Source organism: Halodesulfovibrio spirochaetisodalis (assembly GCF_001672295.1).
GTDB classification, from domain to species: domain Bacteria; phylum Desulfobacterota; class Desulfovibrionia; order Desulfovibrionales; family Desulfovibrionaceae; genus Halodesulfovibrio; species Halodesulfovibrio spirochaetisodalis.
The window spans coordinates 69,916-96,457 of record NZ_JXMS01000005.1; the positions used below are offsets into that span (position 1 = coordinate 69,916).

Below are 26,542 nucleotides of genomic sequence, written 5' to 3' on the forward strand. Positions count from 1 at the left end.
AGTTGACCTTTAACTTCCCTTACAATAGTATTTAAACATCCGTAAAGATTATATAGGAGTTTTTTATGCAATTCGACGTTGTCAAAAAAGATAATTTTTTCATTTTACAGATAAGTGGCCGCATGGATGCTGTCCACTCCTCTGAATTTGAAAAAGAATGTGCAGCACTTTTTGAAAAAGGAATGTGCAACGCTGTCGTTGATATGGATAACGTAGAATACATCAGCTCTGCAGGACTCAGAAGCATACTGTTTCTTGCTAAAAAAATCCGCACAGGGTGTGGTGAAATACGTTTCTGCGGACTGCATGGAATAGTCGAAGAAGTATTCACCATTTCCGGATTCAAAGGTATGTTCCCCATTTTCGACACGTGCGATGCAGCACTCAAAAACTAACTACATGCACTACACCCAGTAGTACTGCTTTCTATTATCCCTGCAAAAGGATTTCATCATGCCCCTCTCCAACCCTGCAACGTATGAGCAACTACTGGCTGTTTGCGATTCAATAGCTAAAGGCCATTACGATCAAGCTCGAAACTTGTACACGCTTACCGGAGCAGAAAATAATCCGGCGATGGTATCTGAACTTGCAGAAGCATTCGGACTTATGCTTGTTAAGCTTGAAGCACGAGAATTTCACTTAGAGCAGATTATCGAAGAACTGACAGCTACCCGCGACAAACTGGAGCAGGCACGCGCATTACTGGCAAGTGAAAACACCTCATTAAAACGGGATCTTCAGGAAAAATACCAGCCAGTGAACATCATTGGTGCAAACAGCAAAATGCAGACAATACTCTCGCAGATTGACCGCGTTGCTGACACACCAGTTACCGTGCTGATAGCCGGAGAAACCGGAGCAGGCAAAGAACTTGTAGCAAAGACTCTGCACTACTCAAGCATACGTGCCTCTGGTGCATATGTTGCGCTGAACTGTTCTGCTATCCCTGATACATTGTTGGAAAGTGAACTATTTGGGATTGAAAAAGGCGTTGCTTCCGGTGTCGGCGAAAGAATAGGCAGATTTGAGCAGGCCGACGGTGGTACTATTTTTCTTGATGAAATCGGTGACATGCCGCTTTCCAGTCAGGCAAAAATATTGCGCGTTATTGAAAACGGAGAAGTTGAACGAGTGGGGGGCAGAAAAACCATCAAAATCGATACCCGCCTTGTTGCAGCGACTCACAAAGACTTACGAACGATGGTGGAAGAAGGCACGTTCAGAGAAGATCTTTTTTACAGATTGAACGTCCTGAGACTCGAAATCCCGCCGTTACGCCAGCGCCCTGACGACATTCCCCTGCTTGTAAAGCATTTTCTTGAAAAATCAGTAGTACGTATGGGACGAGAAATCCGCGGTTTTTCTCAGCAAGCCATGAAAACACTTGTGGATTACAACTGGCCGGGAAACGTCCGTCAACTCGAAAACGAAGTCGCCCGCGCCGTTGTGCTTTCGCAGCATGAAACAATCGAGGTTGCCGACCTGTCACCTGAACTGCAACTGGCCGCAGAGCATTTTGAAAAGAAAGCTTCTCTTTCCAATCTTGAACTTATGACACTCAAGGATGCTGAAATTCAGTTGATTAAGATTGCGCTGAAGCAAGCAAAAGAGAACAAGTCAGAAGCTGCACGACTTCTGGGAATTTCACGGGAAGGGCTACGCAAAAAGCTTAAACGGCATGGGATAACGTCCTGATCCACAATGATAAACAGCGTACTCCCGCTTTTTTCAACGCTCCAGCCAGAGACACATCTCAACCCCGCTAACGCTTTCAACTATGCCCTGAGGCTGCTTCCTCAGCCTTCTTCTGCGCATCTACAAATTGTTGCAACACTTCCAGCGTCTGCCTCACAACGTTTCTAAAAACAACATGATGACCTTGCGCTATCCGCCCGTCTATCATCATTTTACTTTTGACTGCACTCCGCTCTTCCGTACAAGGTAACACCTTGGCGGAAGACACAGGAACAAGGGTATGTAGCGGTTTAGGCAATGCAGGCTGATAAGGAGGCATCAATCTCAACGACGAAACGCCCTCCTTCTGTAGATTCTTCATCGTACCTTGCTCTTCTCTCTGCAGAAGACGCACTGCTGTAGACGCAACTGCGGCATAGCTTGCAGCAAACACGATAGAGGACACTTGATTACTTTTTCCTGCCGTGAAAAATTGAGGCATACTCCTCTCTGGTTGCACCTTGCGACCTTCTTGCACATTGTCAGATAACGCCATTCTGGAAAAAAGCTGCGCTAATGCTTCCACGTGCGATAACAGCTCACTTGCACCGCCAAAATCCATAGGATTGGATGGCGGAGGAAGACAAGGAGACACAGATGATATCAACGTTGCGTCAGCTTCTGTTACTGAATATATTGAAACTACTTTTTCCTGCATGGTATTCCTCACTGGCACTAATTAACCGTAAATCTCTTCAAGCATAATCTCAGCCCGTTTCCGCATAGGGGCATATTGCGGCTTTGTACCTGCCAGCTCAATAGCCAGACGCAATGCGTTATGTGCAGACTCCACATTGTTTTTCGCCAGCATACATTCTGCAGCATGCAAAAATGGTACGGGGTCATCATCTCCCAACCCGCTGGCAATAATATAATACATTCCGGCAAGCTCGTGCTCACCTTTTGCATGAAAGCAGGATGCGATTCCCAAAACGTATTTATACTCTTTGGGGTTCAACATGGACAAAACACTAAATGTTTTTATGGCACCATCCAGCTGTCCTTCCTGAAGCTGATGATAGGCAACAGCATACATGGCTTCCATCTGCCCATCTGTAACTCCCAGCTCTTCCTTAAGAATAATATCACCACGCAGTGCACTCTCTGCCAAGGCTCCAACAGCCTGCACCGTAAACGGGACGTCGTCTATTGATTGCGTCATTCCTGTCTCCAGTATTCCATATAATACGCCAGTCCATCTAAACTTATTGTATGAACTGACTATGAAGAATTAGTTACCGTTTGATAACAATTCCAATGTACCTATTTTAATTGCAGCAACCGGCTATCTTCTTTCCATCAATTCTATATAGATTTATTCTACCTACCAATAAACATCGCATGTTACGTCTTAAAACATATTCCGCCTGCCGAGTAATGGCACTGTTCTGCTCTCTGTGCAGAACACACTTTCTATATTGCCGCTTAAAACATGACACTAGGTTATACTATATAGCCACTCTTTATTGTTTTATTTTCTACAGAACCAGACAGAGTACATATTTAAAGAATATTAGCAGGTAGATACATAGCAACACCATGCCTCCTACAAGCATACATTTGCCGCAACACGTTCTTGCCGCTGAAAAAACACCGTACTCTATGCATAGGGTTTACCTATATGCAGCACGGAACTGAGTTACGACATTATCGAAACTTTACAACGCAATCACCTGCTATAATTATAGAAACATGCCAATTGCTTCTATCTGGTTAATATATTGTTGAAAGAACATTTACGTAGCCACTTGCTTACTATATATAAATGGACAGATACGGTATGAATTTGTGTATCAGGAACTGCGTTAGAATATAATTTTTCTACAAATTCCTGCCTTCGTATACTAGGGGAACTCGAAGGCATACTGCACTCGTTCATAGATAAGCACCGTATGTCTGCAAATGGGAGTTTTAATGAATAAAGACTGGACACCGGAACAATCAGAAAAGCGCCGTCTCATACTTGATGCAGCCCGTGAATTGTTTTCTAAAGAGGGTGTAGGCAATGTTTCCATGCGACGCATTGCTGCAAAAGTAAATTACAGTCCGGCACTCATCTACCGGTACGTAAAAAACAAAGAAGAACTGCTGGACCAGCTCCGCGCAGAAGGCTACCAACTTCTTCTTAACCGGCTATCACGCCTTGAGGTTAACCCTGACCCTATCCTGCATCTGTCAGATCTGGCCGTAGAATACGGCAGTTTTGGCGTTGACTACTGGGAATACTACGACCTCATGTTCCACATGCCTATCCAGCTCGCTGAAGACGGAACTGTACCCGTAAAAGGCTATGAGGCCGTACTCGGCATGGTTCGCAATGCTGTGGAACGAGCTATTGATGCCGGGCACTTCCCCGACTGTACCGTGGAAGAGGCACTTTTTATGTCATGGTCTCAGATACATGGATTACTCAGCCTCTATATCTCAGGAAGAATGCCATTCCATGTAGGCGAAGATCGTGCAAAAACGCTTCTTAAGGAAATCCCGCGACACTTCTTACGTATTGTGGGAACCGGCAAAAAATAACACTAGTTAGCTTTCTATGATACATATGCTCCCGTCCGGCCTTTTGCCGGCGCGAACTGTTCAGTTTTTTGCTGAACAGTACACTACTAAACGAGCATGGTATCAGTACTCGCCGTACAATAAAAAATCCGTTGAAGTCTTCTGTAAGACTTCAACGGATTTTATGTATTCTACGAGCAACCTATGCTAACTGCATTGTATGCCGTGCAGCACAGGCAAGTTTCGAATTTGCGGATTTTCAATCTGACTTTGGATCATTTCCGCCTGAGCCATTAACCAGCTTTCTTTACTCCGGCTAAGCCCTTTTTTCTGTAAAAGAGTCATCATATCAACACATACTTCTTCCACAGCTGCTTCTGCAGTTGCAACAATTCCTGCCCCCTGCTGCAAATTGAGCGAAAGAACATTGCTAAGTTTGCCGGCGATAAGATTGCCATCCGGTAAGTCTTTCATGCCACGAAAGGCCCATTTATAGAACGGCATGTACTTTCCGTGCATGAGGTACAATGCCCCTATTGTAGACTCCACAAAACGGGAAGCAGCAAGAAACGCTGCCGCAGTATCATTACGCTTCAGCATGCGAAGCAAGTTATACTGGCCGCTCTGCGCCATTGTTGCAAAACGCGCTGCGAGCTTTTTCTTCATGACATCCTGAGGATAAAAGTCCAACAGTGATTGCCTGAACGCGCTGAATTCACCTTCCGGATCAGCAAACACTTCTCCATTTGTGGCAACTGCAAGAAAATATTCCGGCACGGTGTACCATTGCTGCCAAGTTGAAAGCGGCTGACTGCTGTTTATGAAACGTCTGTAGAACCCTTCAATGGAAAATAACCCTACACGTCCGTTGCGGAACTTGGGTGCCATACGAACAGGGTATCCTTTGAACGTTGAAGGAAAACGGGCAAAAACAGGTTCTAGAAGCGGCTCCAACTTTACAGCCATCTGCTCTGGCGCCCAGACACAAATACCTGCTCCCCAGTCATGATCCTGTGAGTATTCATCATCAAAGCCGAAACACTCTGACCCTTCACCCACAAGCCCTACGGCAAGCTGGTTTACATAACTCGGCAGCTCATTATGAAGTATAGGCGCAGCTATTTCGGCATAAAATTCTCTGGATAATGCTAACCCCTGCATGGCTCTCCCTTCTCTATGTAGTCCTATTGAAGTTTTTCACGCCTACGTGCTTCTAGCTCTTCAAGTGTGCCCATGCCCATTTTCTCGTAAAAATTAGCATACCGCTTTCTTGCAAGGTTTTCCCCACGCTGGAGGGCAGCATCAATACACGCCTGATACAGATCAAGGCTCCGCTCTGAGACTGTTTCCATTTCTGCCGGAAAATACATATCAAAGCGTGCAAGAGATTGAGGGAACAACAAAGGAAACTCCTTGAGCAGCTGTTCCATCCAGACACGTTCTGTAACCGTAATTTTGCGCACTTTATCAATATTCGGAGAAACACACGGAATAAGGTTATCCATGCGGGCATATTTCTCCATCATCAGGTTACGTCCTGTGCGCTCTGCTTCAATAAGATCATCACGATATGACGCAATATATTCATCTGACAGCACAGAAAAAATCATCCAGCGCCACTTGCGGAACATATCCGGATTTTCCTGACAGGAGGCTGGGCCGCCCATATTTTTTGTGTTCAAGAACATAGCCAGTTCTCGTTCAATAACATCCGCAATACGTTCTTCTCTACCTACATCTTCAGTCATATCCACATACCTTCCTGATGATTACCATGACCACACTATGTGTTGTATGCGTACAAGCGTCTGAAACACTTATTAGGAACCCTTACTAACTCAGGTACACCTAACGACATACATTGTGAAGAGGCCAACGGGAAATAATGATATTTTCATGAACAGGAGCGTAAAAACCACTTAAGCCGGTTCTGCTGCTCAGCACACGTAGGAGCAACAAAACCGGCTTAGTCAAACGGGAGTTATGTACGGCATGAACCATGCCACATAAAATATTATAAACTGGTCACAGAAAGTATACGTAAAACACTTATTCTGTAATGAAAATCTCAATAGCCTTGCAGCGACCTCGTTTATAATAAAAACTGTGCTGCGCTTCCGGCAATCTTCAAACCAAGAATCGCCATCAGCACAAAGAAAAATTTTCTGTACGATGCTTCGGAAATATATGCAGAACAATAAATTCCAAGCTTACTGCCGATTACCACAGCCGGTACTGATGCAGCATAAATCGTCAGAGCATAGGTATCTATATTTCCAACTGCCACTTGAGTGCCTACAATCAACACACCTGTAAGAATAAATCCGGCACTGATAATGGCCTTAACAGCATTCTTCGGACACCCGCAGTATGCAGTGTATACTGCAAGAGGCGGGCCGTTGAAGCTGAATGCCATTCCAAGAGAACTGGACATTACGCCTGCCACATATCCCCATGCGGGATTTACTACTCTGTCTTCCTTTGATTTAAAAACCAAACTCCAGATAGCGTAAAAGGCAACAAACGCTCCCATCCCGAACCGAAGTAATTGTTCGGGGACAAATTGCAGCGCATACGCGCTCAGCACCACTCCGGGTACCGCTCCGATAAGCAGCGGTTTTGTATACTTCCATTCAATGTGCTTACGGTAAATCCAGCCTGCATGGCAGTTCAGTGTAAGAACAATCATGGTTGCACTTGGTACAAGAACTGACACGTCCATCACATAACTGATGATCGGCATCGCAACCATTGCTGCGCCAAATCCGGCAAGGCCGTTAATAAAGCCGCCGACAAACCACCCCATCGCAATAAAAAGAATATGTTCCATCTCGTGATTATCCGACAGGAAAACTACTGCTTCATCTTACGGAAAATAGTAGTTCTGTTTACTTTCAGAACTTCGGAAGCTTTGTTGACGGAACCATAGGTATCAAGCGCTTGCTGAATAACACGTCGTTCAAGCTCTGCCATGATCTCTTTCAACGATTTACCCTGATCTTTGGAATCAAGCTCCACATTCGGCAGACAGTCCATAGGGTGTCTGGAATTGATGGACGGTGGCAGATCATTTGCGGAAATCTCTGAATGCTCAAGAGTAACCACAAGGCTCTGAACAAGGTTTTCCAATTCACGGATGTTACCAGGCCAGCGGTATTTCAACAGCAGCTGCATGGCATCACGGGCGCATGTGATATCTTTCTTATATTTCTCTCCGTAGATAGAGAGGAAATGTTCAACAAGACCCGGAATCATTTCTGTACGCTCACGAAGCGGTGGAATATCCACAACAGCAACACGCAGACGGTAGAACAAGTCGCTACGGAAATTCCCTTTGCGGACTTCTTCTTCAAGATTGCGGTTTGTTGCAGCGATAATGCGAACATCCACTTTTTTCGCAACAGAAGCACCTACTCGGACAACTTCCTGATCCTGCAGAACACGCAACAGCTTTGCCTGCATGGAAAGGGGCAATTCACCTATTTCATCAAGAAATACGGTACCGCGGTTCGCCATTTCAAAATGGCCAGGCTTTCCTTTGGATGTCGCACCGGTAAATGCGCCAGGAGCATAGCCGAACAGTTCAGATTCAATAAGATTTTCAGAAATACTGCCACAGTCAACCTTCAGAAACATTTCGTCCCTGCGCGGGCTGCTGTCATGGGCAAGACGCGCAAACCAGTCTTTACCCACACCTGTTTCACCAAGCAAAAGCATGGTGGCGTCAGTTTCGGCAATACGTTTAATAAGAGAAACAAGCTGCTGCACCTGAGAATCATAGAACATATTATCAGGATTATTATCTGTAGAATCCTGAGAGGTCAGGTGTGCAAGCTGCTTTGAGAAAAGAGAAATTTGTTCTTTTTGCTGCGCAATCTGCTTACGCATTTGCCCGATAAGGGTAATGTCGCGTGCAAGTGTTACAACAAGGATGAGTTCACCGTCATCGTCAAAAACAGGAAAGCCGCGTAAAACAAGGCGCTTGCCGGTTTTAAGCTGCTGTACGACGGTTGCGGGCTTACCCGTTTTTACTATCTCTGGGTTCAGGACTGCATCAAAGATGCCACTGTCTTTCAGGTACCGGACATCCTTACCACGCAATTCACCTTCCGTCAGACCGGTGAGGCGTTCATACATGGAGTTAACGAACAGCGTCTTGCCGTCCTTATCCGTAATATAGATGCCATCGTCCAATACTTCAAAAACGTGCCGGACAGAGGCTCCGATTTTATCCAGATAGGTATCCATACCCTTCTCCCTGAGATACTGCCTGTGCGGGCTGACATTCAGCCCGCATAGACAGGTACTTTAAAACAGGTTTCCCCCGAAGTGCGAAGGTACTTTCCTTACATTGAATATTAACCGATTTGCTTAGCAATCTCCACGAGAGGTAAGAACACTTCGTTAGCGAGAGATACTTCGCCCATTGGGTACTCACGACCTAAGTTCGTGTACTTCTGAGTACCAAGGCGGTGGTATGCGAGCAATTCATATTCAACGTCAAGGTCTTTGATGAAATCAACGATTGCCTGAATGTCTTCAGGAGTATCATTAAAGCCCGGGATAACCGGTGTGCGAATGCGGATTTTAAGCTTTGGATGAGCTTCGCGCAGCGCTTTAATGTTCTTCAGGAGAAGTTCGTTGGTTACACCGCAAAATTCTTTGTGCTTCTCAGGATCCATGCTTTTGATGTCCATCATCACGTAGTTCAGGTACTTTCCTGCTTCTACGAGAGTTTCTGTCTGAACATGACCGCATGTTTCAACTGCTGTTTTAATGTAACGGCGTTTTGCTTCTTTAAGCAAGGCAATAGCAAACTTAGGCTGAGCAAAAGGCTCGCCGCCACCAAGGGTAAGACCACCACCGGAACGTGCGTAGAACATGGCGTCTTTTTCTACGGAATCGATGGCTTTCTTTACTGTCATCTCTTCACCGTAGCTAATCAGTGCGCCAGCAGGACACGCCTCGGCACACGCCATACAGTTAGTGCAGGTATCCCAGTTTACAGCAATTTTATCGTCATCGCCCTGAGTAAGAGAGCCGGCTGTGCAAACTTCAGCACAGCGCAGGCACTTTGAAAGAGTCAGGCACTTGCCTGAGTTGTAGGCAAGCTCCGGCTTAAACGATTGTGATTCCGGGTTACTACACCACTTACAAGAAAGGGGACACCCCTTCAGGAAAACAACTGTGCGAATGCCCGGACCATCATGGACAGAATATTTCTGAATGTTAAAGACTTGACCAGTTGTTTCTAAAATTTCTTTTTGAGTCATTGTAGTAATCCTGTAATTTAAGCAGTTTGCCCGATTCGAAAAAACGGACGCCCGTATAGGCGCACGAGCGTCCGTCCAAGAGTTAGTCTACAAAAAGCAAAGGAATTGCCGGACAGTAAGTAATGAGCAAGAGAACCGCGATCATGAGGCCAACCAGCGGCATTGCCACTTTGGAAAGCTTTTCGATCTTAGCATCGGCAACACCACTCGCAACAAAGAGGTTTACACCTACAGGCGGGGTTACGAAGCCAACAGCAAGGTTAACAACCATTACAATACCGAAGTGGACAGGATCTACACCGACCTTCATAACGATAGGTAAAAGGATCGGGGTAAGAATAACGATAGCTGCAAGAGCTTCCATGAAGGTACCAACAATCAGAAGCAGAATGTTGATGAGGAAGAGAATCATCAGCTTGTTGCTGGTGAGGCTCATCATCGCATTTGCAATTGTTGTAGGAACCTGCTCAATGGTCATGATGTTACCAAAAATGGTAGCCATAGCCATCAGTACGATTACGATCGCAGATGTGGAACAAGCTTCCATGAAGCTTGGTACCAGGTTGGTGAAGTTAAGTTCGCGGTATACGAACACACCAACAACAAGACCGTAAAACGCTGCAAGCGCTGCTGCTTCGGTAGGAGTCATGATACCACCGTAAATACCACCAAGGATAATTACTGGAACCATGAGTGCCCACTTGGCATCCCAGAACGCACGCATGAAAGTGGATGCATTACGTTCACGCTGTTCGCCTTTCCAACCACGTTTTCTGGAGTAAATGTAAGCGTAGGTCATAAGAGCAAGACCGGTAAGAACCCCCGGTACAATACCACCCATGAAGAGCTTACCAATGGATACCTGAGCAGATACACCATATACAACAAACGGGTTAGAAGGCGGAATCATTACGCCGATAGCACCGGACGCAGCAACGATCGCTGCTGCAAAGAGCTTATCGTATCCGCGCTCAACCATCGCCGGAATGGTCAAAGAACCAATCGCTGCTACAGTCGCAGGACCGGAGCCGGAGATAGCTGCGAAGAACATACAAGTAGCAATAGTAGCCAGTGCCATACCGCCGTGCAAAGAACCAAGCATTTCATCAGCAAGGTTCAAAAGGCGTTTGGAAAGGCCACCAGCACCCATGAACACACCCGCTGCAATAAAGAACGGGATAGCCATGATCGGGAAACTGTCGATTGATGTGAATGTAATCTGTGCAACATATTCAATCGGCAGAGTTCCTGTTGCGTAAATGGTTGCAGTCGCTGCGAGACCAAGGCCGATGGAAATCGGTACACCAATTACGAGGAAAAGAAGGAAGTAACCGAACAAAACCGGAAGGGTGTTCAGATCTTCACTGATAAGAACCGGAGCTGCAATAGCTGCTGTGAATGCAACACCGAGAAGAGTATCAACCAGACCACATTCTTTTGCCTGAGCATATAAGTCCTGAAGCAGACGGATGCCCATCAGCGCAAAGCCGATCGGAAGAATGAGGTAAGGAATAAAGTAGCTCATGTTTGTAGCTGGTGCCACCTGTGGATACTCAAGGAGCATCTCAAGATGGTTCAAGCCCATGTAGAACACAACAGCAACAAGAATCAGGAAGCACAGATCTACTACAACCCAGCTCATTTTCTGCAGTCGAGCAGGGAGCCGATCGTATACGATGTCTACACGAATATTGTTGCGGTTCTTAATAGCTACCGGAATAGCAAGATATGAAATCCAAATAAAAATGAAACGAGCGAGCTCTTCAGTCCAAATTGCCGCACTGGCATCGGATGAAAAGTACGCTCCAATATATCTATAGAAAGTCTGAAAAGTAATAATGAGAATGATGCTGAGCATCCCCGTAAAAAGAAACGGTTTCTCAAAATTGTCGTCCAGCCATGCAAGCCAGGACTTCTTTTCTGCTGTCTGGGAAAGAGTTGTCATTATTTCTCCTAGTGCAGAACCGTAATGTAAAACGGGGCAGACCTGAAGCCTGCCCCATTAACGGAACTACTTCTGTGTGTCCTGAACAAGTTTAAGAAGATCCGCTGGGATATCTTTTGTAAACTCGTCCCAGACAGGACGTGTAAGTTCTACTAACTTTGCACGCTCTTCGTCTGTGAGCTTGTGGATTTTGATGCCCTGAGCTTTGAATGCTTCAACAGCTTTAGCTTCGAGGTCTGCTGTGATGCCACGCTGGTAAGCGAGAGCGTCACGACCGGAAGAAACGATTGCTTCCTGAAGTTCAGGAGCAAGGCCGTCGAACTTCTTCTTGTTCATAAGAAGAATGTGCATTGAGTAGTTGTGAGCAGAATCCATTGCATACTTGAGAACTTCAGTATGCTTTGCATCGTTGAGCAGGGAGAAAGTGTTACCTTCGCCGTCAACTGTGCCCTGCTGAAGTGCGGTGTAAACCTCGCCCCAAGCAATTGGAGTCGGGTTCATACCAAGCTTGGATGCTACAGCTACTTCTACTGGAGAAGCAGTTGTACGCACCTTCATGTTTGCAAGGTCAGCAGCGGATTTGATTTCTTTCTTGGTAGCAACAAAGTTACGGTAGCCGTATTCGCTGTACATAATAGGCTTGAGGTTAATTTTCTCAAGTTCAGCGGACAGGTACTTGCCGAGCTCTCCGTTATCCAGAGCTGCGTAAAGTTTTTCCTGATATTTAGGGCCAGTTACGTAAGGAAGGTCAAAAACCATAAAGGCTTTTGAGAAGTTAGCCATGTTCGGGGAAGAAGCAGAAGCGAGATCAAGAGTACCACGCTGTGCAGATTCCATGGTTACACGGTCACTACCGAGAATAGCGTTACCGTAGAGCTGAACGCGGATTTTACCGTTAGAGCGTTCTTCTACGAGCTCTTTAAATTTCTCGTAACCGAGAGTAACGTTGTTACCCGGAGCCATTGGGTGACCAAGGCGAAGAGTAATTTTACGAGCCTGAGCTTCCATAGATGTAGCACCGACAACAAGTACTGCAGCTACGAGAAGCAACATTAAGGATTTAATAAAATAGCGCATATATCCTCCAAATGTTTAAAAAAAACCAGCGCATCCATAAAGCCGTTAAGATGCACTGCCGATTATAAAAGCAATACCAATGCCAATGGGCATTTTTTTAGCTACAATTTGTGATTTTTCGTGCAAGCTAGTTCAGCGCTTTTTTGCCTCCATATCATCACAAACTGATAAAAGAAGTTCAAAAATTCAATATAACACTCCATAATACATCATTTTTTCAAAAACAGAACAAGCAAACAGTTAAGACTGTAAATCGAGCTGACCGCCGCCCTAAATTGTACTTACGTTCTAGGCTGTGCAAGCGCTCAAATTCATCCTTCAGGGACAAAAAAGCCCCTCTCAAGTTGCAAAAACGCCAGTTCAAGGTTTCATATCTGCAACACAAAGCCGCGAAAGCCTTTTATATCAGGATACTGAGAAGAACAAAAACGCTTGTTGCAGAGATGCATCCCCAGGTGCAATGTTGCAACAATGCACAACCATCTTTTCAGCAGCAAGGAGCCCCATAAAAAGCCGACACGAACAGCCATGCAACAATCTGAAATAAAACGTTATTGAAGAAAAACAATACACAAAACGCCTTCAGCCACCGCTCTCATTTCGCCCTTTTGCACTTTTTTTCACAATAATAACTGACCTTTCTCACATGACCGCCCCAAGTACGAAGACGACCATATTCGCTCACGAGCCCTCTTGCAGACCTCAGCAATATAAATAAGACTGACTGAACATACAGTCAACTCACTACGCACTCTATCATTATATATAGAGCAAAAGCCTTCACCTATTACCATACTTTTCATTTAATTTCAGAATGTTACTTGGAACCCCACAAAACCATGTTGCAACGATGCAAATCATGAACGACAGTAGCAGATATGCAACAATCCATAACATACTGTTTTTACAGAACTGCACAAAGTAGGTTTTCCACATGTTGCAACAACGCAACGGTTTTATGCTATTTTTGCAAAGCATTAGAACCTCTGCCACCCTGCACGCCTTTTTCACGAGCTATTTTTCACAAAGAATACTACCTTTGAACATTTCTCACGGATACAGCTTCTCCGTGCTCAGGAAATATCCACGCAAGCCCAAACCCCGCTTTATTCAATAGGATTGAGGCAGTAATTCAATTTTTTTGAATCTCTTTTGCCGATTATTCACACCTCCGCCAAGACATCGAGTTCATGTTTTTCGCTACTTTTCTAAGAAAAAAGCACTCCGACTGCCTATGTTGGCATCACCTTTGCTCTAAGAGAAACACAGGGCGCGGCTCTCTCAGAAGCAACCATACGAATCGCTGATATTAGCTTTTGAAGAACGCACTCTTACTAATGAGAATCCAAATTTACTGCTGCTGAGCACACAGCGGCCGCAGCATTTTTTAACCCACAGGTACTGCACAGAAAACTGTGCCACCTACTTGAACCTAATTCACAGGAGTCAGTTATGTCTTGTTGTGTATCACCTCACGAACAGCGTCTGCTCGATAAAATTGAAGGCAAAGAAGATATCTACCGCGCATCCCACCCGCGTGTATTCAAAATCCTCGAAACCTTCGACAACGTTCGTCCAATCATCGACATTGAGCGTGCTAAATACTTCACCGAGTCCATGAAAGAGACCGAAGGTGAAATGCTCTGCCTGCGTTGGGCAAAAGCAATGAAGCACATTGCTGAGAACATCACTGTTTACATCGACGACGACAACCTCATTTGTGGTCGTGGTGGTGTAAAAGGCCGTTACGGTCTGCTCTACCCTGAACTCGATGGTGACTTCCTCGACATCGCTGTTGAAGATCTCCCTAACCGTACTGAATCTCCTTTCTCTATTTCTGCAGAAGACGCAAAAGTAGTTGTTGAAGAGATCGCTCCTTACTGGAAAGGTAAAACTTACCACGAAGCTCTCAACAAATCTTTCCCAGAAGAAGTACACAAACTTACTTACGATGATCCAGAAGGTCTTGCTTCCCGCTTCATCGTTAACGAAACTTCTTCTTTCCGTTCTTCCATTCAGTGGGTTCACGACTACGAAAAAATCCTCAAGCGTGGTTTTGGTGGCATTAAAGCAGAAGCTCTCGAAAAAATCGAAGCTCTCGATCCGCTTTCCCCAATCGACAACGTTGAGAAAAAACCTTTCCTCGAGTCCATCGTAATCGTTTGTGACGCTGTTATCACTTGGGCACGTCGTCACTCCGAGCTCGCAGCTGAGTACGCTAAGAAAGAATCTGATCCAGTACGTAAAGCTGAACTCGAAAAAATGGCTGAAATTTGTGCTCACGTTCCTGAGCACCCAGCTCGTACTTTCCACGAAGCTGTTCAGTCCCAGTGGTTCACTCAGATGTTCTCCCGTATCGAGCAGAAAACAGGTACAATCGTATCTAACGGCCGTATGGACCAGTACTTCTACCCTTACTACCAGGCTGACGTAGAAGCTGGCATCCTCGACGACGAGAAAGCTCTTGAACTCCTCGAGTGTCTCTGGGTTGGTATGGCACAGTTCATCGACCTCTACGTTTCCCCTACCGGCGGCGCATTCAACGAAGGCTACGCTCACTGGGAAGCTGTAACTATCGGTGGTCAGACTCCAGAAGGTCGCGACGCAACCAACGAACTGACTTACCTCTTCCTTAAATCAAAACGTGAATTCCCGCTTCACTACCCTGACCTTGCAGCGCGTATTCACTCTTGCTCTCCTGAGCGCTACCTCGCAGACGTTGCTGAAACCATTAAGGACGGCTCCGGCTTCCCTAAACTCATCAACGACGAAGAAGTAGTACCTCTTTACGTTTCCAAAGGTGCAACCTTTGAAGAAGCTTACGACTACGCTGTTTCCGGTTGTACCGAAGCGCGTATGCCTAACCGCGACACATACACTTCCGGTGGTGCATACATCAACTTCGTAGCAGCTCTCGAAATGGTTCTGCACAACGGTAAAATGCTCAAGCACGGCGACCAGGTTCTCGGTCTCGAAACCGGTGACCCTCTCTCCTTCGAAACTTGGGAAGAGTTCTTTGCTGCATACGAAAAACAGCATCATCACTTCCTCAAGACTGCATTCTACCAGCAGTACGTAATCAACAACCTTCGTGCTAAGCACTTTGCACAGCCAATGGGCTCTGCAATGCACGACCTCTGCATGAAGCATTGCCTCGACCTGCACACCCCGCAGATCCCAGAAGGCATCAACATGGGTTACTTCGAGCACATGGGTCTTGGTACTCTCGTAGACTCCCTCTGCGCTATTAAGAAACTCGTATTCGAAGACAAAAAACTCACAATGAAAGAAGTTATCGAAGCTTGTGATTGCAACTTCGAAGGCAAAGAAGACGTACGTCAGCTCCTCATGACTGCTCCTTGCTACGGCAACGACGATGAGTACGCTGATGAAGTAGCTAACAAAATTGACTCCTTCAACGTTCTCTACGGCCAGAAATACGCTAAAGAACTCGGCATGCACAACGACGTTCGTTACGTACCATTCACCTCCCACGTACCATTCGGTAAAGTAGTTGGTGCATCTCCTAACGGTCGTCTTGCTTGGACTCCGCTTTCTGACGGTTCTTCTGCATCTCACGGTGCTGACAAAAACGGTCCTACTGCGGTTCTCCTTTCCAACTACACTTCTAAGAACTACGGCCACCGCGATCGCGCTGCTCGTATGCTGAACATCAAGTTCACTCCTAAGTGTGTTGAAGGTGAAGAAGGTACAGAAAAACTCGTTTCCTTCATCCGTACATTCTGCGACCTCAAACTGTGGCACGTACAGTTCAACGTTATCAACAAAGATACTCTCGTTGCTGCACAGCAGGATCCAGAAAAATACCGTAACCTTATCGTTCGTATCGCAGGTTACTCTGCATACTTCGTAGATCTCTCTCCAGATCTCCAGAACGACCTCATCGCACGTACTGCTCACGAATCTGTTTAGTATCGCGCATTAGATGAAATAATGAGCCCCGACACGAAAGTGTCGGGGCTTTTTTATTACCCTGAAAATACTGGCTTTATCTCTCTTGATTTTCCCGTCTTTCTACGCAATATAATGAGAAGGCGTAACAAAATGTTACATACTCTATGCCATTCGGGGGGAGAACCAGATGCCGTACCAAAATTCACCACGTACTCCTGTGCCTGACAAAGATTTTTTTGTTAGCACAGAACTTAATGCACAGCGCTATGCGCAAATTATCCAGAAATCACATTCTCGGTCTAAAGCAATGGGAATTGACCCCAATCAAACAGCTTCCCCGGAAAAGTACAAACTTAGCCCAGAGCAACTGCAACTACGCATAAAAGCAAGCCAGCCTTTCTACGACCTTGTCACAACTCAAATGTCCACTCTGTACCAAATTTTAAAGGGTTCAGGATTCTGTATGGCTGTAGCTGATGCTGACGGATATGTGCTGCACTCCCTTGGCGACAAACAAATTCTGGAACATTACAAGAAGGGAAATTGCATGCCCGGATACCTATGGACTGAAAAGGCTGTAGGTACGTGCGGTATAGGTCTGGCGCTCAAGGAAGGCATTCCTATCCAGATCTCCGGCAAAGAAATGTTCTGTAAACGAGCGCACAATATTACGAACTCTGCAACGCCAGTATACGACAACAACGGTAAGCTTCTTGGTGCAATAGCTCTTAGCGGGCATGCAGACAAAGTACACCTGCATACACTCGGGATGGTAATCCTTACTGCCAAAGCTATCCGCTCACAGATCGGTGAAATAGAAAAGGCACGGGAAATTGCTGTCCGCAACACCTACATGACAGCTTTGATGGAATCTGACCAACGAGGTATCATTGCTCTCAACGATGCCGGCGAGATTATGCAGATCAATCGAAAAGCAAATGCGCTCCTTGGTCTCGACCAAGGCGTTGTTCCCAATACGTTGTCCGAATCTGAACGTTCCATCCCGCAAATCAATATAGCAAATCTCACCCGTACCCGCTTAGACTGGCAACAAGTGCTCCAGTCAAAATCAGGTTTTACAGAAAGAGAAGTAACCTTTATTCGAGGTGATTCTCGATTCCCGCTTGTCTGCACACTAGACCCGGTTACCATGCCTGACGGAGAACATGCCGGAGGGATTCTGCTTGTTATGGAGCATGACAGAATGCTGCAGCTGGCAAATGAGATTGCCGGCTCACAAGCCCGCTTTACATTTGAGTCAATTCTTGGATCAAGTGCCCCGCTAGAAGAGGCTAAAAAAGTTGCCAGAACTGCTGCCAGAGGTGATGCTTCAGTGCTTTTATGCGGGGAAACCGGAACCGGTAAGGAGTTATTTGCACAAGCAATTCATAATGCCAGTCCAAGAAGCAACAAGCCTTTTGTTGTCATTAACTGTGGAGCAATCCCCAACGAACTGCTTGAAAGTGAACTCTTTGGCTATGTGGAAGGAGCGTTTACAGGTGCACTAAAAGGCGGACGCCCCGGTAAATTTGAACTGGCAGACGGCGGCACCCTTTTTCTGGATGAAATAGGTGATATGCCACTCGATATGCAGGTGAAAATTCTTCGGGCTCTTCAATCCGGTGAAGTAAACCGAGTTGGTGACATACAGCCGATCAAAGTAGATTTGCGCATTATTGCAGCTACGAATGTCGATCTGGACAGTGCGATCAGCAGAGGCTCCTTTCGCGAAGACCTCTTTTATCGAATCAGCACACTCGCCATTACCATTCCACCGCTTCGCGAACGAGGTCATGATGTTCTGACACTAGCAGAAACATTTCTGCGCCGAATTCGACCTAGCCTTGGCAAACCTGATTTAGAATACAGCCCAAAGGCATCACAATCTCTCACACAAGCCCCGTGGCAAGGGAATATCCGCCAACTGGAAAATGCAGTTGAGCGCGCAGTAAATGTCTGTGAAGAAAATTTTATTACGCCCGAAGATCTTGGACTGGAATATACCAACAAAGAGGGATCTGATCAGGATACCTTGGCCGCCAGACAAGTGCAGGAACTGAGTCTTCCCGCAGAAGTTACCAATCTAAATCCGAACAGTAATGCCATGTTAGGAGAGATGGAACACGCACTTATAAAACGTTTGATAGAAGAACATGCAGGTAACATCAGCCAGATAGCCCGAGTGATGGGAGTCAGCCGCCCCACTCTTTATAGAAAACTAAAAAAATACCATATTGCTTCTTGCTAGTGTAACGTTTTATTACATGTAATAAAACATTACACATTGAGCAGTTGCTCAAAAAATATAACCAACAGTCTAAGAACAGGGCTTCTACGCCCTGTTTTTATATTGAACATGCTTTCAACTGTAATATTTTGTTACACTTTTACAAGCCAACAACAATCCTGCAAACATTATACATATCAAATAGTTAACTAAAAATAACGCATGGTACGCTCCTTGCTCATTGCAGATGCAGTCTTTGGATAGAGCTTTTTATTATCTCACTATTCTGCCATTTGCTGACGACTGTTATGTCGCTTAGCAACTAAACAATGAGGAGTATGCATGGGACTTCACTGGTTAGACATGATCGTTGTATTTTTATACTTCGGGCTTGTCATTTGGATGGGTATCTACACCATGAGCAAAGTCGAAAATTTCGACGATTATGCTGTTGCCGGACGTAGTGTACCAACTGCTATTTTGTTCGCTACAATTGCAGCTACACTATGCGGTGGTGGAGCTACAATTGGCCGTATCGCCTTTATGCACAAGACAGGAATTATTGTTTTTGCCGGTCTTATAGGCGTTGTTTTAAACCAATTCTGGTCCGGTTTCTTTATCGCAGGAAAAGTGCGGGAAGCTGGTAAAAACATTTACAGTATTGGTGACATATTTGGTCTGTACTACGGTCGTGCAGGACGCCTTTTCTCAAGTATCGTAGCGTTCTTATTCTGCCTCGCCCTGTTCGGAGTACAGATTCTTGCGATGGGTCGCATTCTTCAGACTGCCACCGGCATGGATCTCATTCCGGCTGCAATTCTTTCTTCCGTTATCACAGTTGCCTACACTTGGTCAGGTGGCATGCTTGCAGTAGTCTTAACCGATGCTGTCCAATACGTTGTTCTCGCAGTAGGTATTTCCTTGTGTGGTATTCTGGCTATGAACAATGCCGGTGGATACGATCACATAATGGAAGTACTGAATAATGCGCCGGAAATGGCTACAAAGCTCCAGCTTTTTGCGGACTGGACCCCAATGCAGTTTTTGGGATTGTTCCTTGCGTTCCTGCTCGGTGAGTTCTGTGCTCCGTACTTTATTCAACGCTACGCAACGGCAAAGTCCGCTAAGGATTCTAAAAAAGGCGTTCTCATCTTTGCTGGCTATTACGGCTTCTTTCTTGCGACAACAGCTGGTATCGGTCTTGCCTCCCTCGTATTACAGCCCAATGTAGAACCGGGTCTTGCAATGACCAATCTCGTACGAGACACCCTGCCAATGGGACTTGCCGGTATCGTATTTGGTGCGTTGCTCGCGGCTGTCATGTCAACAGGTGACTCCTTTATCAACACAGCAGCTGTTATATACACCCGTGACATCTACAATGAATTCGTAAACCCGAAAGCATCTCAGAGCACCCTGTTAAAGCAATCCCGCTGGGCTACTCTGATTATCGGTAGTGGTTCCATCGCTGTTGCTGTTCTTTTCCAGGATGTTTTCGGACTCATGATCTACGTATTCAAACTCTGGCCTTCAGCCATTTTGCCTCCATTGCTCATAGCGCTCTCAGGTAAAATAGGAACCATCAAAATCTCTCCATACGCAGGGGCACCTGCTATTATTGCCGGCCTCGCAACCTGTCTCATCTGGGGTGATAAAGTACTGCATGATCCATTTGGCATTCCTGCCAACCTTGCAGGAATTGTAGCCAACTGTTCAGTCTTATTCATCATTCATATGGCTACCAAAAACAAAGAGCCTAAAGGTGCATTTGTACCTGAGCACCTTATTTAGGAGGATATATGGAAGTTATCGTAAAGTACCTTATCTATGCCTCCTTTGCCCTCAATATCATTTGTGGAGCATGGGTTGCCGTTAACGTCTTCTCCTGGCTGAAAAGCTTAGACAAGAAGGATTAAGTGAACACAGGCCGCCTGTTCTACAGGCGGCTCTATGTAGCAACTCTGCTTTTGATTGCCTCATTTCTATGAAGCAATCTAGCGGCGCCTGTGTTCAGCAACACCCTACGCTACGCCAGTGCACAAGCGCCGCTACTTTGCTGGGTTCAATACCAAGCCCCGCCTCCGGCACAATAAAAAAGGATTATAGCATGTCTGTAATTATACGACACGGCACACACCCAAGGCTTCCTGTTTCCAACGCTGTAGAAGCAAACGGATGGCTCTATGTTACCGGCCAAGTTCCACGCGACGCAGAAGGCAACCTTCTGGCAGGAAACATGACGGAGCAAGCCCGTCTAACGCTCTCCAACCTGAAGCAAGTTATAGAAAGCGCCAACTATACAACAAAGGACATCGTACGCATCGGGGTCTGGATAGATGACCCTCGTGACTTTCCGGAATTTAATAGTGTTTTTGCAGATTTTTTTGACATTGAGCATGCACCGGCACGTGTCACTATCCAAAGTTCCATGATGTGCGACTGTAAAGTAGAAGTAGACGCAATCGCTTACAAAGCACCGTAATGCACTGATGTACTTGGAAATAGAGAGACAGGCAGCAACTGCCAGTAATTTTGATTTCTCGTTTACTTACCATCTCAGGATTTGGGAACTGCACCGCAAATCTGATCTGCTGCTAAACCATATAATAAGTAGATACGATGTTATTGCAGGAAAAAGGATCGCATAATGCGACAGAATTTTGATGTGCTCATTGTGGGCGGCGGCGTTACAGGTGCTGCCGTGGGCTACGGACTTGCTAAAAAAGGCATTAGCGTCGGTGTAGTGGATGCTACACCTTCTGTTGACCGGGCTTCGCGAAGCAACATGGGACTTATCTGGTGTCAATCTAAAGCACTTGGCAACAGAAACTATGTTGAATGGTGCTTTTCTTCTTCCAAGCTATTCAAAAGCTTAGCCAGCGAACTGAAAAAAACTTCCGGCATTGATATTGAATACACTGAATCCGGCGGCCTTATTCCCTGTCTTGGTGAAGAAGAATTTACCAAACGCAGTGATTACCTTGATGCACTTCGCAAAGAAGCAGGCGAAAAAGGCTACCCCGGAACAATGCTGACTCGTGACGAACTTCAAGCAAAGCTTCCAAATATTACTTTTGGCACCAACGTTACAGGTGCAACATGGTGCGCAGAAGATGGCTTAGTCGAACCACTCAAACTTATGTTCGCCCTCCGGCATGGCATGGAACACCTTGGCGGAACACTTATCCCGAACACCAATGTCATCGATATTGCCAAGACAGAATCCGGTTACCTTATCACAACTGATGATGGTGAAATTGAATGTACTCGTCTGGTACTCGCAGCTGGACTAGGCAATCGTCAGCTTGCCGGTAAATTCAACGTAACGGTGCCTGTTGTCCCAAACAAGGGTCAGGTATTTCTTACCGAACGCGTGCCAGACATCCTGCCTTCACCACTTCTTGGAATCACACGTACACGTGGCGGTACTATCATGATCGGCTTCGAACATGAGTACGTAGGAACCGATACGTCACTTCATACAGAAAAATTTTGTCACGTAGCTAAATGGGCAACAGACATCTGGCCTGCTCTTGCAGACCTTCGCATTATCCGTACATGGAGCTGTTTGCGAGTATGGCCGAAAGATGGTTTCCCGATTTATGACAAAATTCCGGGGCATGAAAATGCTTTCATCTTAAATGCTCATAGTGCCGTAACCCTTGCAGCCGTTCATATTGCTGAATTGCCTGACTTCATAATGGGCAAAGAGATTTGCAAAACAGCAGCTGATTTCACGCTTTCACGTTTCGACGAGAAGTAGCTCGCCGTAGTTTTATTTGGAGCTTTTCATGTCCACAAATATATCAACCACCTTAGATACTGTTACAATATTCTTTGAAGGCAAGTCCCTGACAGTTCCCGCTGATATTTCTGTTGCTGCAGCTGTACTCGGGCCGGGGCACGCTGGTCACACTGGGAAAAACCCAGTTATGGACGATAATCGCGCGCCAGTATGTCTCATGGGAGTCTGCTTTGAATGCATGATGGAAATTGACGGCATCCCTAATCAGCAATCCTGCCTCATCACTGTGAGAGAAGGAATGAAGGTTAAACGGCAGAACACTCTCAGGGAGAAATACTAATGCAGGAACAATACGACGTACTTGTTATCGGTGCAGGGCCTGCAGGTCTTTCAGCTGCGAGCACTGCTGCTGAAAATGGTCTGGATGTTATTCTTCTTGATGAGCAAGATTCACCGGGCGGACAAATTTATCGTTCTGTTTCCGGTAAAAAAAGTTACAGCCGCTTCCTTTCCAAAGAAGACCGTAATGACGGACTCAATCTTGTTGACCGCTTTACCAAAAGCGGGGCTGTCTATCTTCCCAAAACAACCGTCTGGGATGTATCGCACGATGGGGTATTATGCAGCAGCGATGGTGAATCAAGAGAGATCAAAGCTCAATACATCATGGTTGCAACCGGAGCAATGGAGCGCCCTGTACCTTTCAAAGGGTGGACCACACCTGGGGTCATGAGCGCAGGTTCAGCAGATCTTCTCTACAAAAGTTCCGGCATCGTACCGCACGGCCCTGTTGTGCTTGCGGGAAACGGCCCCCTTATTCCACTCGTTGCAAACCATCTCAATGAGTTGGGTGTTGAAATTGCAGGCATTCTAAATACAAGCCCATTCCAGAATAAACCGAAGTCAATGCTGCGTATTCCACTTGCAATTGCAGACATCCCTTTCCTTTTTAAGGGGCTCAAAATGATGGGAGCCATGTTCCTTGGCGGTGCAAAGCAGTACCATAATGTGACTGAGATAGAAGCAAAGGGAAACGGTCAACTTAATCAGGTATCTTTTGTACATCGCGGGCAACATAAAACACTTAATGCTGCTACGCTGCTTGTTCATGAAGGAATGCTTCCGCGCACGCATATAACACGCATGCTGAACCTTGAGCACAAGTGGGATCGCGTCCAACGCTATTGGTATGCAAAAACAGACACATTTGGTCGCTCCAGTAATAACGCTATCTATGTTGTAGGTGACGGCCAAAAAGTTCACGGCGTGAATGCTGCAACAGCCAAAGGCGAACTTGCCGGTATTGATGTGGCACGCCGCCTGAATGTTCTCTGCGAAAGTGCTGCACAACTGCAAATTGCTCCTGTAAAGAGACGCCTCTATAAAGCTCTCGCACCACGTGGCTTTGTTGATGCCTTTTTCGCTCCCCGAAAAAACCTTTTTACGATGGTAGACGAGGTTGTAGTGTGCCGATGTGAAGGCGTAACCGCAGGCGACATCCGTCAAGCCATCAAGGAAGGATGCCACGACGTGAATGAAATCAAATTACGTACCCGATGCGGCATGGGACCATGTCAGGGACGTATGTGCGGTAGTGCGCTCGCAGAGATTACCGCTGCAACATTACAAACAGAAGTACCAAATGTTGGTGCATTACATATTCGACCGCCAATTCGTCCGGTAACCGTTCGCGAATTGCGCGATTTTCCTAGCGCAACGTAACCGCGAGGATCTCCATAGATTATCAGAAACTTTTCGATACTCCACCATATTTGCAGCGAATTAGTGGCTCCTCTATAGACCTCATGAAGACAACCGGCGCAATCTTTTCGCTGCATTCCGAAATAGTTTCGGATAACGGTTACAAAGCCAAGGGCACATGGAGTGATTCTTCCGCAAAACCGGCACGAGCGCTTTAGAAGCTTCGTGTCGGTCACTCCTTTACTACATTACCATTCATTATTAACTGTACACGCGATGCTAAGGCAACACTCGACTCTGTTCTTTTAAGTAGACAACATATTTCTGGTATCCTAGCATCTAATACTAACAACAAGTTGGAATAGCTAAAGCGAAACAATTCGCTAAGCAACTTCTGGTTGAAGCTTGCGACAGAACAACCAGCATACTTTTACCGGAAAACACAGCAAGCGCATTCAGGGTCTGTGTTTTTCGCAGGCAGTAGTTTTGTAATTCGATCTCTACTGCTTACCTTTGCAAGGAAGAAAACATGCAAGCTGAAATCAAAGAAATTATCGACTTTTTAGAAACGTACTTCATCATGTTATATGAAGGTGATGCAGAAACCATGGAAAAAGTTTTCCATGAAGGTGCACACATTTCTTTTGTAGATAACGGTGAAGTAACCATTGCTGGTCGTGACGTGCTCAAACAGCGTATCGCCAGCCGTACTTCCTCCAAGGAAGCCGGTGTAGCACGCGAAGACAACATTCTTTCTATTGATTTTATCAATGAAAACTACGCAATGGTTAAAGTGAACCTTGTTATTGTTGACCGTCTCTTTACCGATTACCTTTCCCTCATCAAGAATGATGGAAAATGGATTATTGTTTCCAAAACATTCTATTCCGAGCCGCTTGCTAAGTAAGCAGACAGCAAGGACAAATTTGTTTCTGACGTAAGAGCCGTTATCAACTCTTACAAATTCTGTTCTGTCGCAATATTCAGCCGGAACATACGGCATCAAAAAAGGTGGAGTAATTAATACTCCACCTTTTTCAGGTTGATAATAATCTCACAACTGCGCGCAACACTTCAAAAAAGCAGACACGCCAGATGTCGTAGCTGCGTCGTCCCCAACTGCTTTGTATTCCTTTCACGGCGTAAATGTATTCAAGGAAGGTAAGGGACTATCACCAGCCTCTTTTTTCGTGGTTGATATCAAACCAGCATGGTCTTACTTGGCACAGCAATACTGTTTCCATGCCTGTGCTACAATCAATGTGGCAAGAACAGCCCGTTCAGGAACAGTGCTGGTGACAAGGTATTCATCTACAGAATGCAACTTGCCGCCGATAGGTCCGATGCCGTCAATCACAGGTATGCCTGTCTGGGAAATAAAGTTTGCATCTGACCCACCGCCACATTGCGCGCACTGAATATCAAAGCCGTGCTCCTGCCCAATTTCTTTGATCATGTCATAGAGTCCGAGAATAGCATCATTCGTTACCATGGATGGTCGCGCTGTGATGGTTCGAACAGTACATGTTGTTCCGCAGCAAAAAGGATTCGCGGCAAGTTCCTGAACTGTCTGCCAGACGGTGTCTCCGCACTCCTTTTGTGTATACCGGAACTCGACAATAGCCCGTGCCTTTTCAGCGACAGTATTAGCACCTATGCCGCCCTCAATTTTACCGACATTCACGCTGGTTCCCTGCGAAAGATCATTCAATGCTTCATACGCCTGAACCTGATGGGCGAGTTCAAGGATAGCACTTGCTTTGTCGTCTCCGGCACTACCAGCATGACACGCCTTTCCGGTTACTTCCAGCTCAAAGGTCATACGGCCTTTTCTACCAATAACCAGCTCTCCGCCCGCTTTCGTGGATTCAAGAACAAACGCCACAAAGCTGTTACGTGCTTCCTGCAAAATCAGCTCAGAAGAATTTGTCGAACCGGTCTCTTCATCTGAATTGCAGATGAAAGCAATGGACATATCCTGCAGCAAGCCAAGGGTATCCAGAGCCTTCAGCACATAAACCCCTTCAACAAGCCCGCACTTCATATCGGCAACGCCCGGGCCGTAAAAATTGGTTTCATCGCGCGTGAATTCAGTAAATCCAAGTTCCGGAGGGAATACGGTATCCATATGCCCGCACATAAGAATTCCTTTTACTCCATTTCTGTGCAGCTGCGTCTCGATGACAAGGTTATCGCCCACATTATCGCGCTTTTCCCTGCGCACATGCAGCCCCATTTTTTCACATTCTCTTTGAATAACATCAGCAACCGCATCAACACCGGACTTATTGCCTGTATAACTGTTTATAGAGACAAGTTCTTTCAGCAGCGAAACCATTTCCTGTTCGTGTTCAGCAATGAACGATTGTACTTTCTTAATCACGTCGAATACCTTACTTTTTTGTAATTTTCAGCAA

21 protein-coding genes are annotated in these 26,542 nt (G+C 45.9%); 11 read left to right on the top strand and 10 right to left on the bottom strand.

The window, feature by feature from the left end; genetic code table 11:
* Positions 1–65 precede the first annotated feature (65 nt).
* Both SP90_RS04315 and SP90_RS04320 read left to right on the top strand, forming a co-directional pair.
* The gene (locus tag SP90_RS04315; RefSeq protein WP_066852973.1) at positions 66–395 is read left to right on the top strand and encodes an STAS domain-containing protein; all 330 of its coding nucleotides are present in this window, start codon (positions 66–68) and stop codon (positions 393–395) included.
* A 58-nt stretch (positions 396–453) separates the two neighbouring features.
* A complete protein-coding gene (locus SP90_RS04320; RefSeq protein WP_066852975.1) occupies positions 454–1,698 on the top strand; it encodes a sigma-54 interaction domain-containing protein in 1,245 nt (414 codons plus the stop codon).
* Positions 1,699–1,774: 76 nt separating this feature from the next.
* Here the strand turns inward: SP90_RS04320 and SP90_RS04325 are convergent, their stop codons facing one another.
* Together SP90_RS04325 and SP90_RS04330 are read right to left on the bottom strand one after the other, a co-directional pair.
* On the bottom strand, positions 1,775–2,395 hold the full coding sequence (locus SP90_RS04325; protein WP_066852977.1) for a hypothetical protein: 621 nt from the start codon (positions 2,393–2,395) through the stop codon (positions 1,775–1,777).
* 21 nt (positions 2,396–2,416) lie between these two features.
* Positions 2,417–2,899 carry a SycD/LcrH family type III secretion system chaperone gene (locus SP90_RS04330; protein ID WP_066852979.1) on the bottom strand — a complete coding sequence of 161 codons (483 nt, stop codon included), beginning with the start codon at positions 2,897–2,899 and terminating at the stop codon, positions 2,417–2,419.
* Positions 2,900–3,651: 752 nt separating this feature from the next.
* Here SP90_RS04330 and SP90_RS04335 point away from each other — a divergent pair.
* A complete protein-coding gene (locus SP90_RS04335; protein ID WP_066852981.1) occupies positions 3,652–4,263 on the top strand; it encodes a TetR/AcrR family transcriptional regulator in 612 nt (203 codons plus the stop codon).
* Positions 4,264–4,449: 186 nt separating this feature from the next.
* On the opposite strand, the gene SP90_RS04340 is transcribed toward SP90_RS04335, so the two are convergent.
* From SP90_RS04340 to SP90_RS04370, 7 genes are all read right to left on the bottom strand, one after another.
* Complete coding sequence (locus SP90_RS04340) at positions 4,450–5,403, bottom strand: DUF4037 domain-containing protein (protein ID WP_066852982.1); 954 nt, start codon at positions 5,401–5,403, stop codon at positions 4,450–4,452.
* A gap of 23 nt (positions 5,404–5,426) precedes the next feature.
* Positions 5,427–5,990, bottom strand: coding sequence for a DUF4125 family protein (locus tag SP90_RS04345; protein ID WP_157471185.1), 564 nt, complete (start codon positions 5,988–5,990; stop codon positions 5,427–5,429).
* Positions 5,991–6,334: 344 nt separating this feature from the next.
* Entirely contained in the window at positions 6,335–7,072 is a 738-nt protein-coding gene (locus SP90_RS04350) for a sulfite exporter TauE/SafE family protein (RefSeq protein ID WP_066852986.1), read from the bottom strand.
* Positions 7,073–7,095: 23 nt separating this feature from the next.
* Positions 7,096–8,490: a sigma-54 interaction domain-containing protein gene (locus tag SP90_RS04355; RefSeq protein ID WP_066852988.1), complete on the bottom strand. Its 1,395-nt coding sequence runs from the start codon at positions 8,488–8,490 to the stop codon at positions 7,096–7,098.
* A 110-nt stretch (positions 8,491–8,600) separates the two neighbouring features.
* Positions 8,601–9,515, bottom strand: a complete 915-nt coding sequence (gene hpsH, locus SP90_RS04360) for a (2S)-3-sulfopropanediol dehydratase activating enzyme (protein ID WP_066852990.1) — start codon at positions 9,513–9,515, stop codon at positions 8,601–8,603.
* An 82-nt stretch (positions 9,516–9,597) separates the two neighbouring features.
* Positions 9,598–11,460, bottom strand: coding sequence for a TRAP transporter large permease (locus SP90_RS04365; RefSeq protein ID WP_066852992.1), 1,863 nt, complete (start codon positions 11,458–11,460; stop codon positions 9,598–9,600).
* A gap of 66 nt (positions 11,461–11,526) precedes the next feature.
* Positions 11,527–12,537, bottom strand: coding sequence for a TRAP transporter substrate-binding protein (locus SP90_RS04370; protein ID WP_066852994.1), 1,011 nt, complete (start codon positions 12,535–12,537; stop codon positions 11,527–11,529).
* A 1,452-nt stretch (positions 12,538–13,989) separates the two neighbouring features.
* Between SP90_RS04370 and hpsG the strand changes: the two genes are divergently transcribed.
* The 8 genes from hpsG (at position 13,990) to SP90_RS04410 (ending at position 25,032) form a co-directional block, all read left to right on the top strand.
* On the top strand, positions 13,990–16,470 hold the full coding sequence (gene hpsG / locus SP90_RS04375; protein WP_066852996.1) for a (2S)-3-sulfopropanediol dehydratase: 2,481 nt from the start codon (positions 13,990–13,992) through the stop codon (positions 16,468–16,470).
* A 169-nt stretch (positions 16,471–16,639) separates the two neighbouring features.
* Entirely contained in the window at positions 16,640–18,700 is a 2,061-nt protein-coding gene (locus SP90_RS04380) for a sigma-54-dependent Fis family transcriptional regulator (RefSeq protein WP_066852998.1), read from the top strand.
* A gap of 321 nt (positions 18,701–19,021) precedes the next feature.
* On the top strand, positions 19,022–20,470 hold the full coding sequence (locus SP90_RS04385) for a sodium:solute symporter family protein (RefSeq protein WP_066853000.1): 1,449 nt from the start codon (positions 19,022–19,024) through the stop codon (positions 20,468–20,470).
* A 316-nt stretch (positions 20,471–20,786) separates the two neighbouring features.
* Complete coding sequence (locus SP90_RS04390) at positions 20,787–21,161, top strand: RidA family protein (RefSeq protein WP_066853002.1); 375 nt, start codon at positions 20,787–20,789, stop codon at positions 21,159–21,161.
* 165 nt (positions 21,162–21,326) lie between these two features.
* Positions 21,327–22,442 carry an NAD(P)/FAD-dependent oxidoreductase gene (locus SP90_RS04395; protein ID WP_066853003.1) on the top strand — a complete coding sequence of 372 codons (1,116 nt, stop codon included), beginning with the start codon at positions 21,327–21,329 and terminating at the stop codon, positions 22,440–22,442.
* A gap of 28 nt (positions 22,443–22,470) precedes the next feature.
* Positions 22,471–22,764: a (2Fe-2S)-binding protein gene (locus SP90_RS04400; RefSeq protein ID WP_066853006.1), complete on the top strand. Its 294-nt coding sequence runs from the start codon at positions 22,471–22,473 to the stop codon at positions 22,762–22,764.
* Positions 22,764–24,146 (top strand): NAD(P)/FAD-dependent oxidoreductase, encoded by a 1,383-nt coding sequence (locus tag SP90_RS16865; protein WP_066853008.1) that lies wholly within the window; start codon positions 22,764–22,766, stop codon positions 24,144–24,146. The genes SP90_RS04400 and SP90_RS16865 overlap by 1 nt, the downstream gene beginning before the upstream one ends.
* Positions 24,147–24,654: 508 nt before the next feature.
* Positions 24,655–25,032 (top strand): nuclear transport factor 2 family protein, encoded by a 378-nt coding sequence (locus SP90_RS04410; RefSeq protein WP_066853009.1) that lies wholly within the window; start codon positions 24,655–24,657, stop codon positions 25,030–25,032.
* Positions 25,033–25,341: 309 nt separating this feature from the next.
* On the opposite strand, the gene SP90_RS04415 is transcribed toward SP90_RS04410, so the two are convergent.
* The gene (locus SP90_RS04415; protein ID WP_066853011.1) at positions 25,342–26,508 is read right to left on the bottom strand and encodes a M20 family metallopeptidase; all 1,167 of its coding nucleotides are present in this window, start codon (positions 26,506–26,508) and stop codon (positions 25,342–25,344) included.
* Positions 26,509–26,542: the final 34 nt, after the last annotated feature.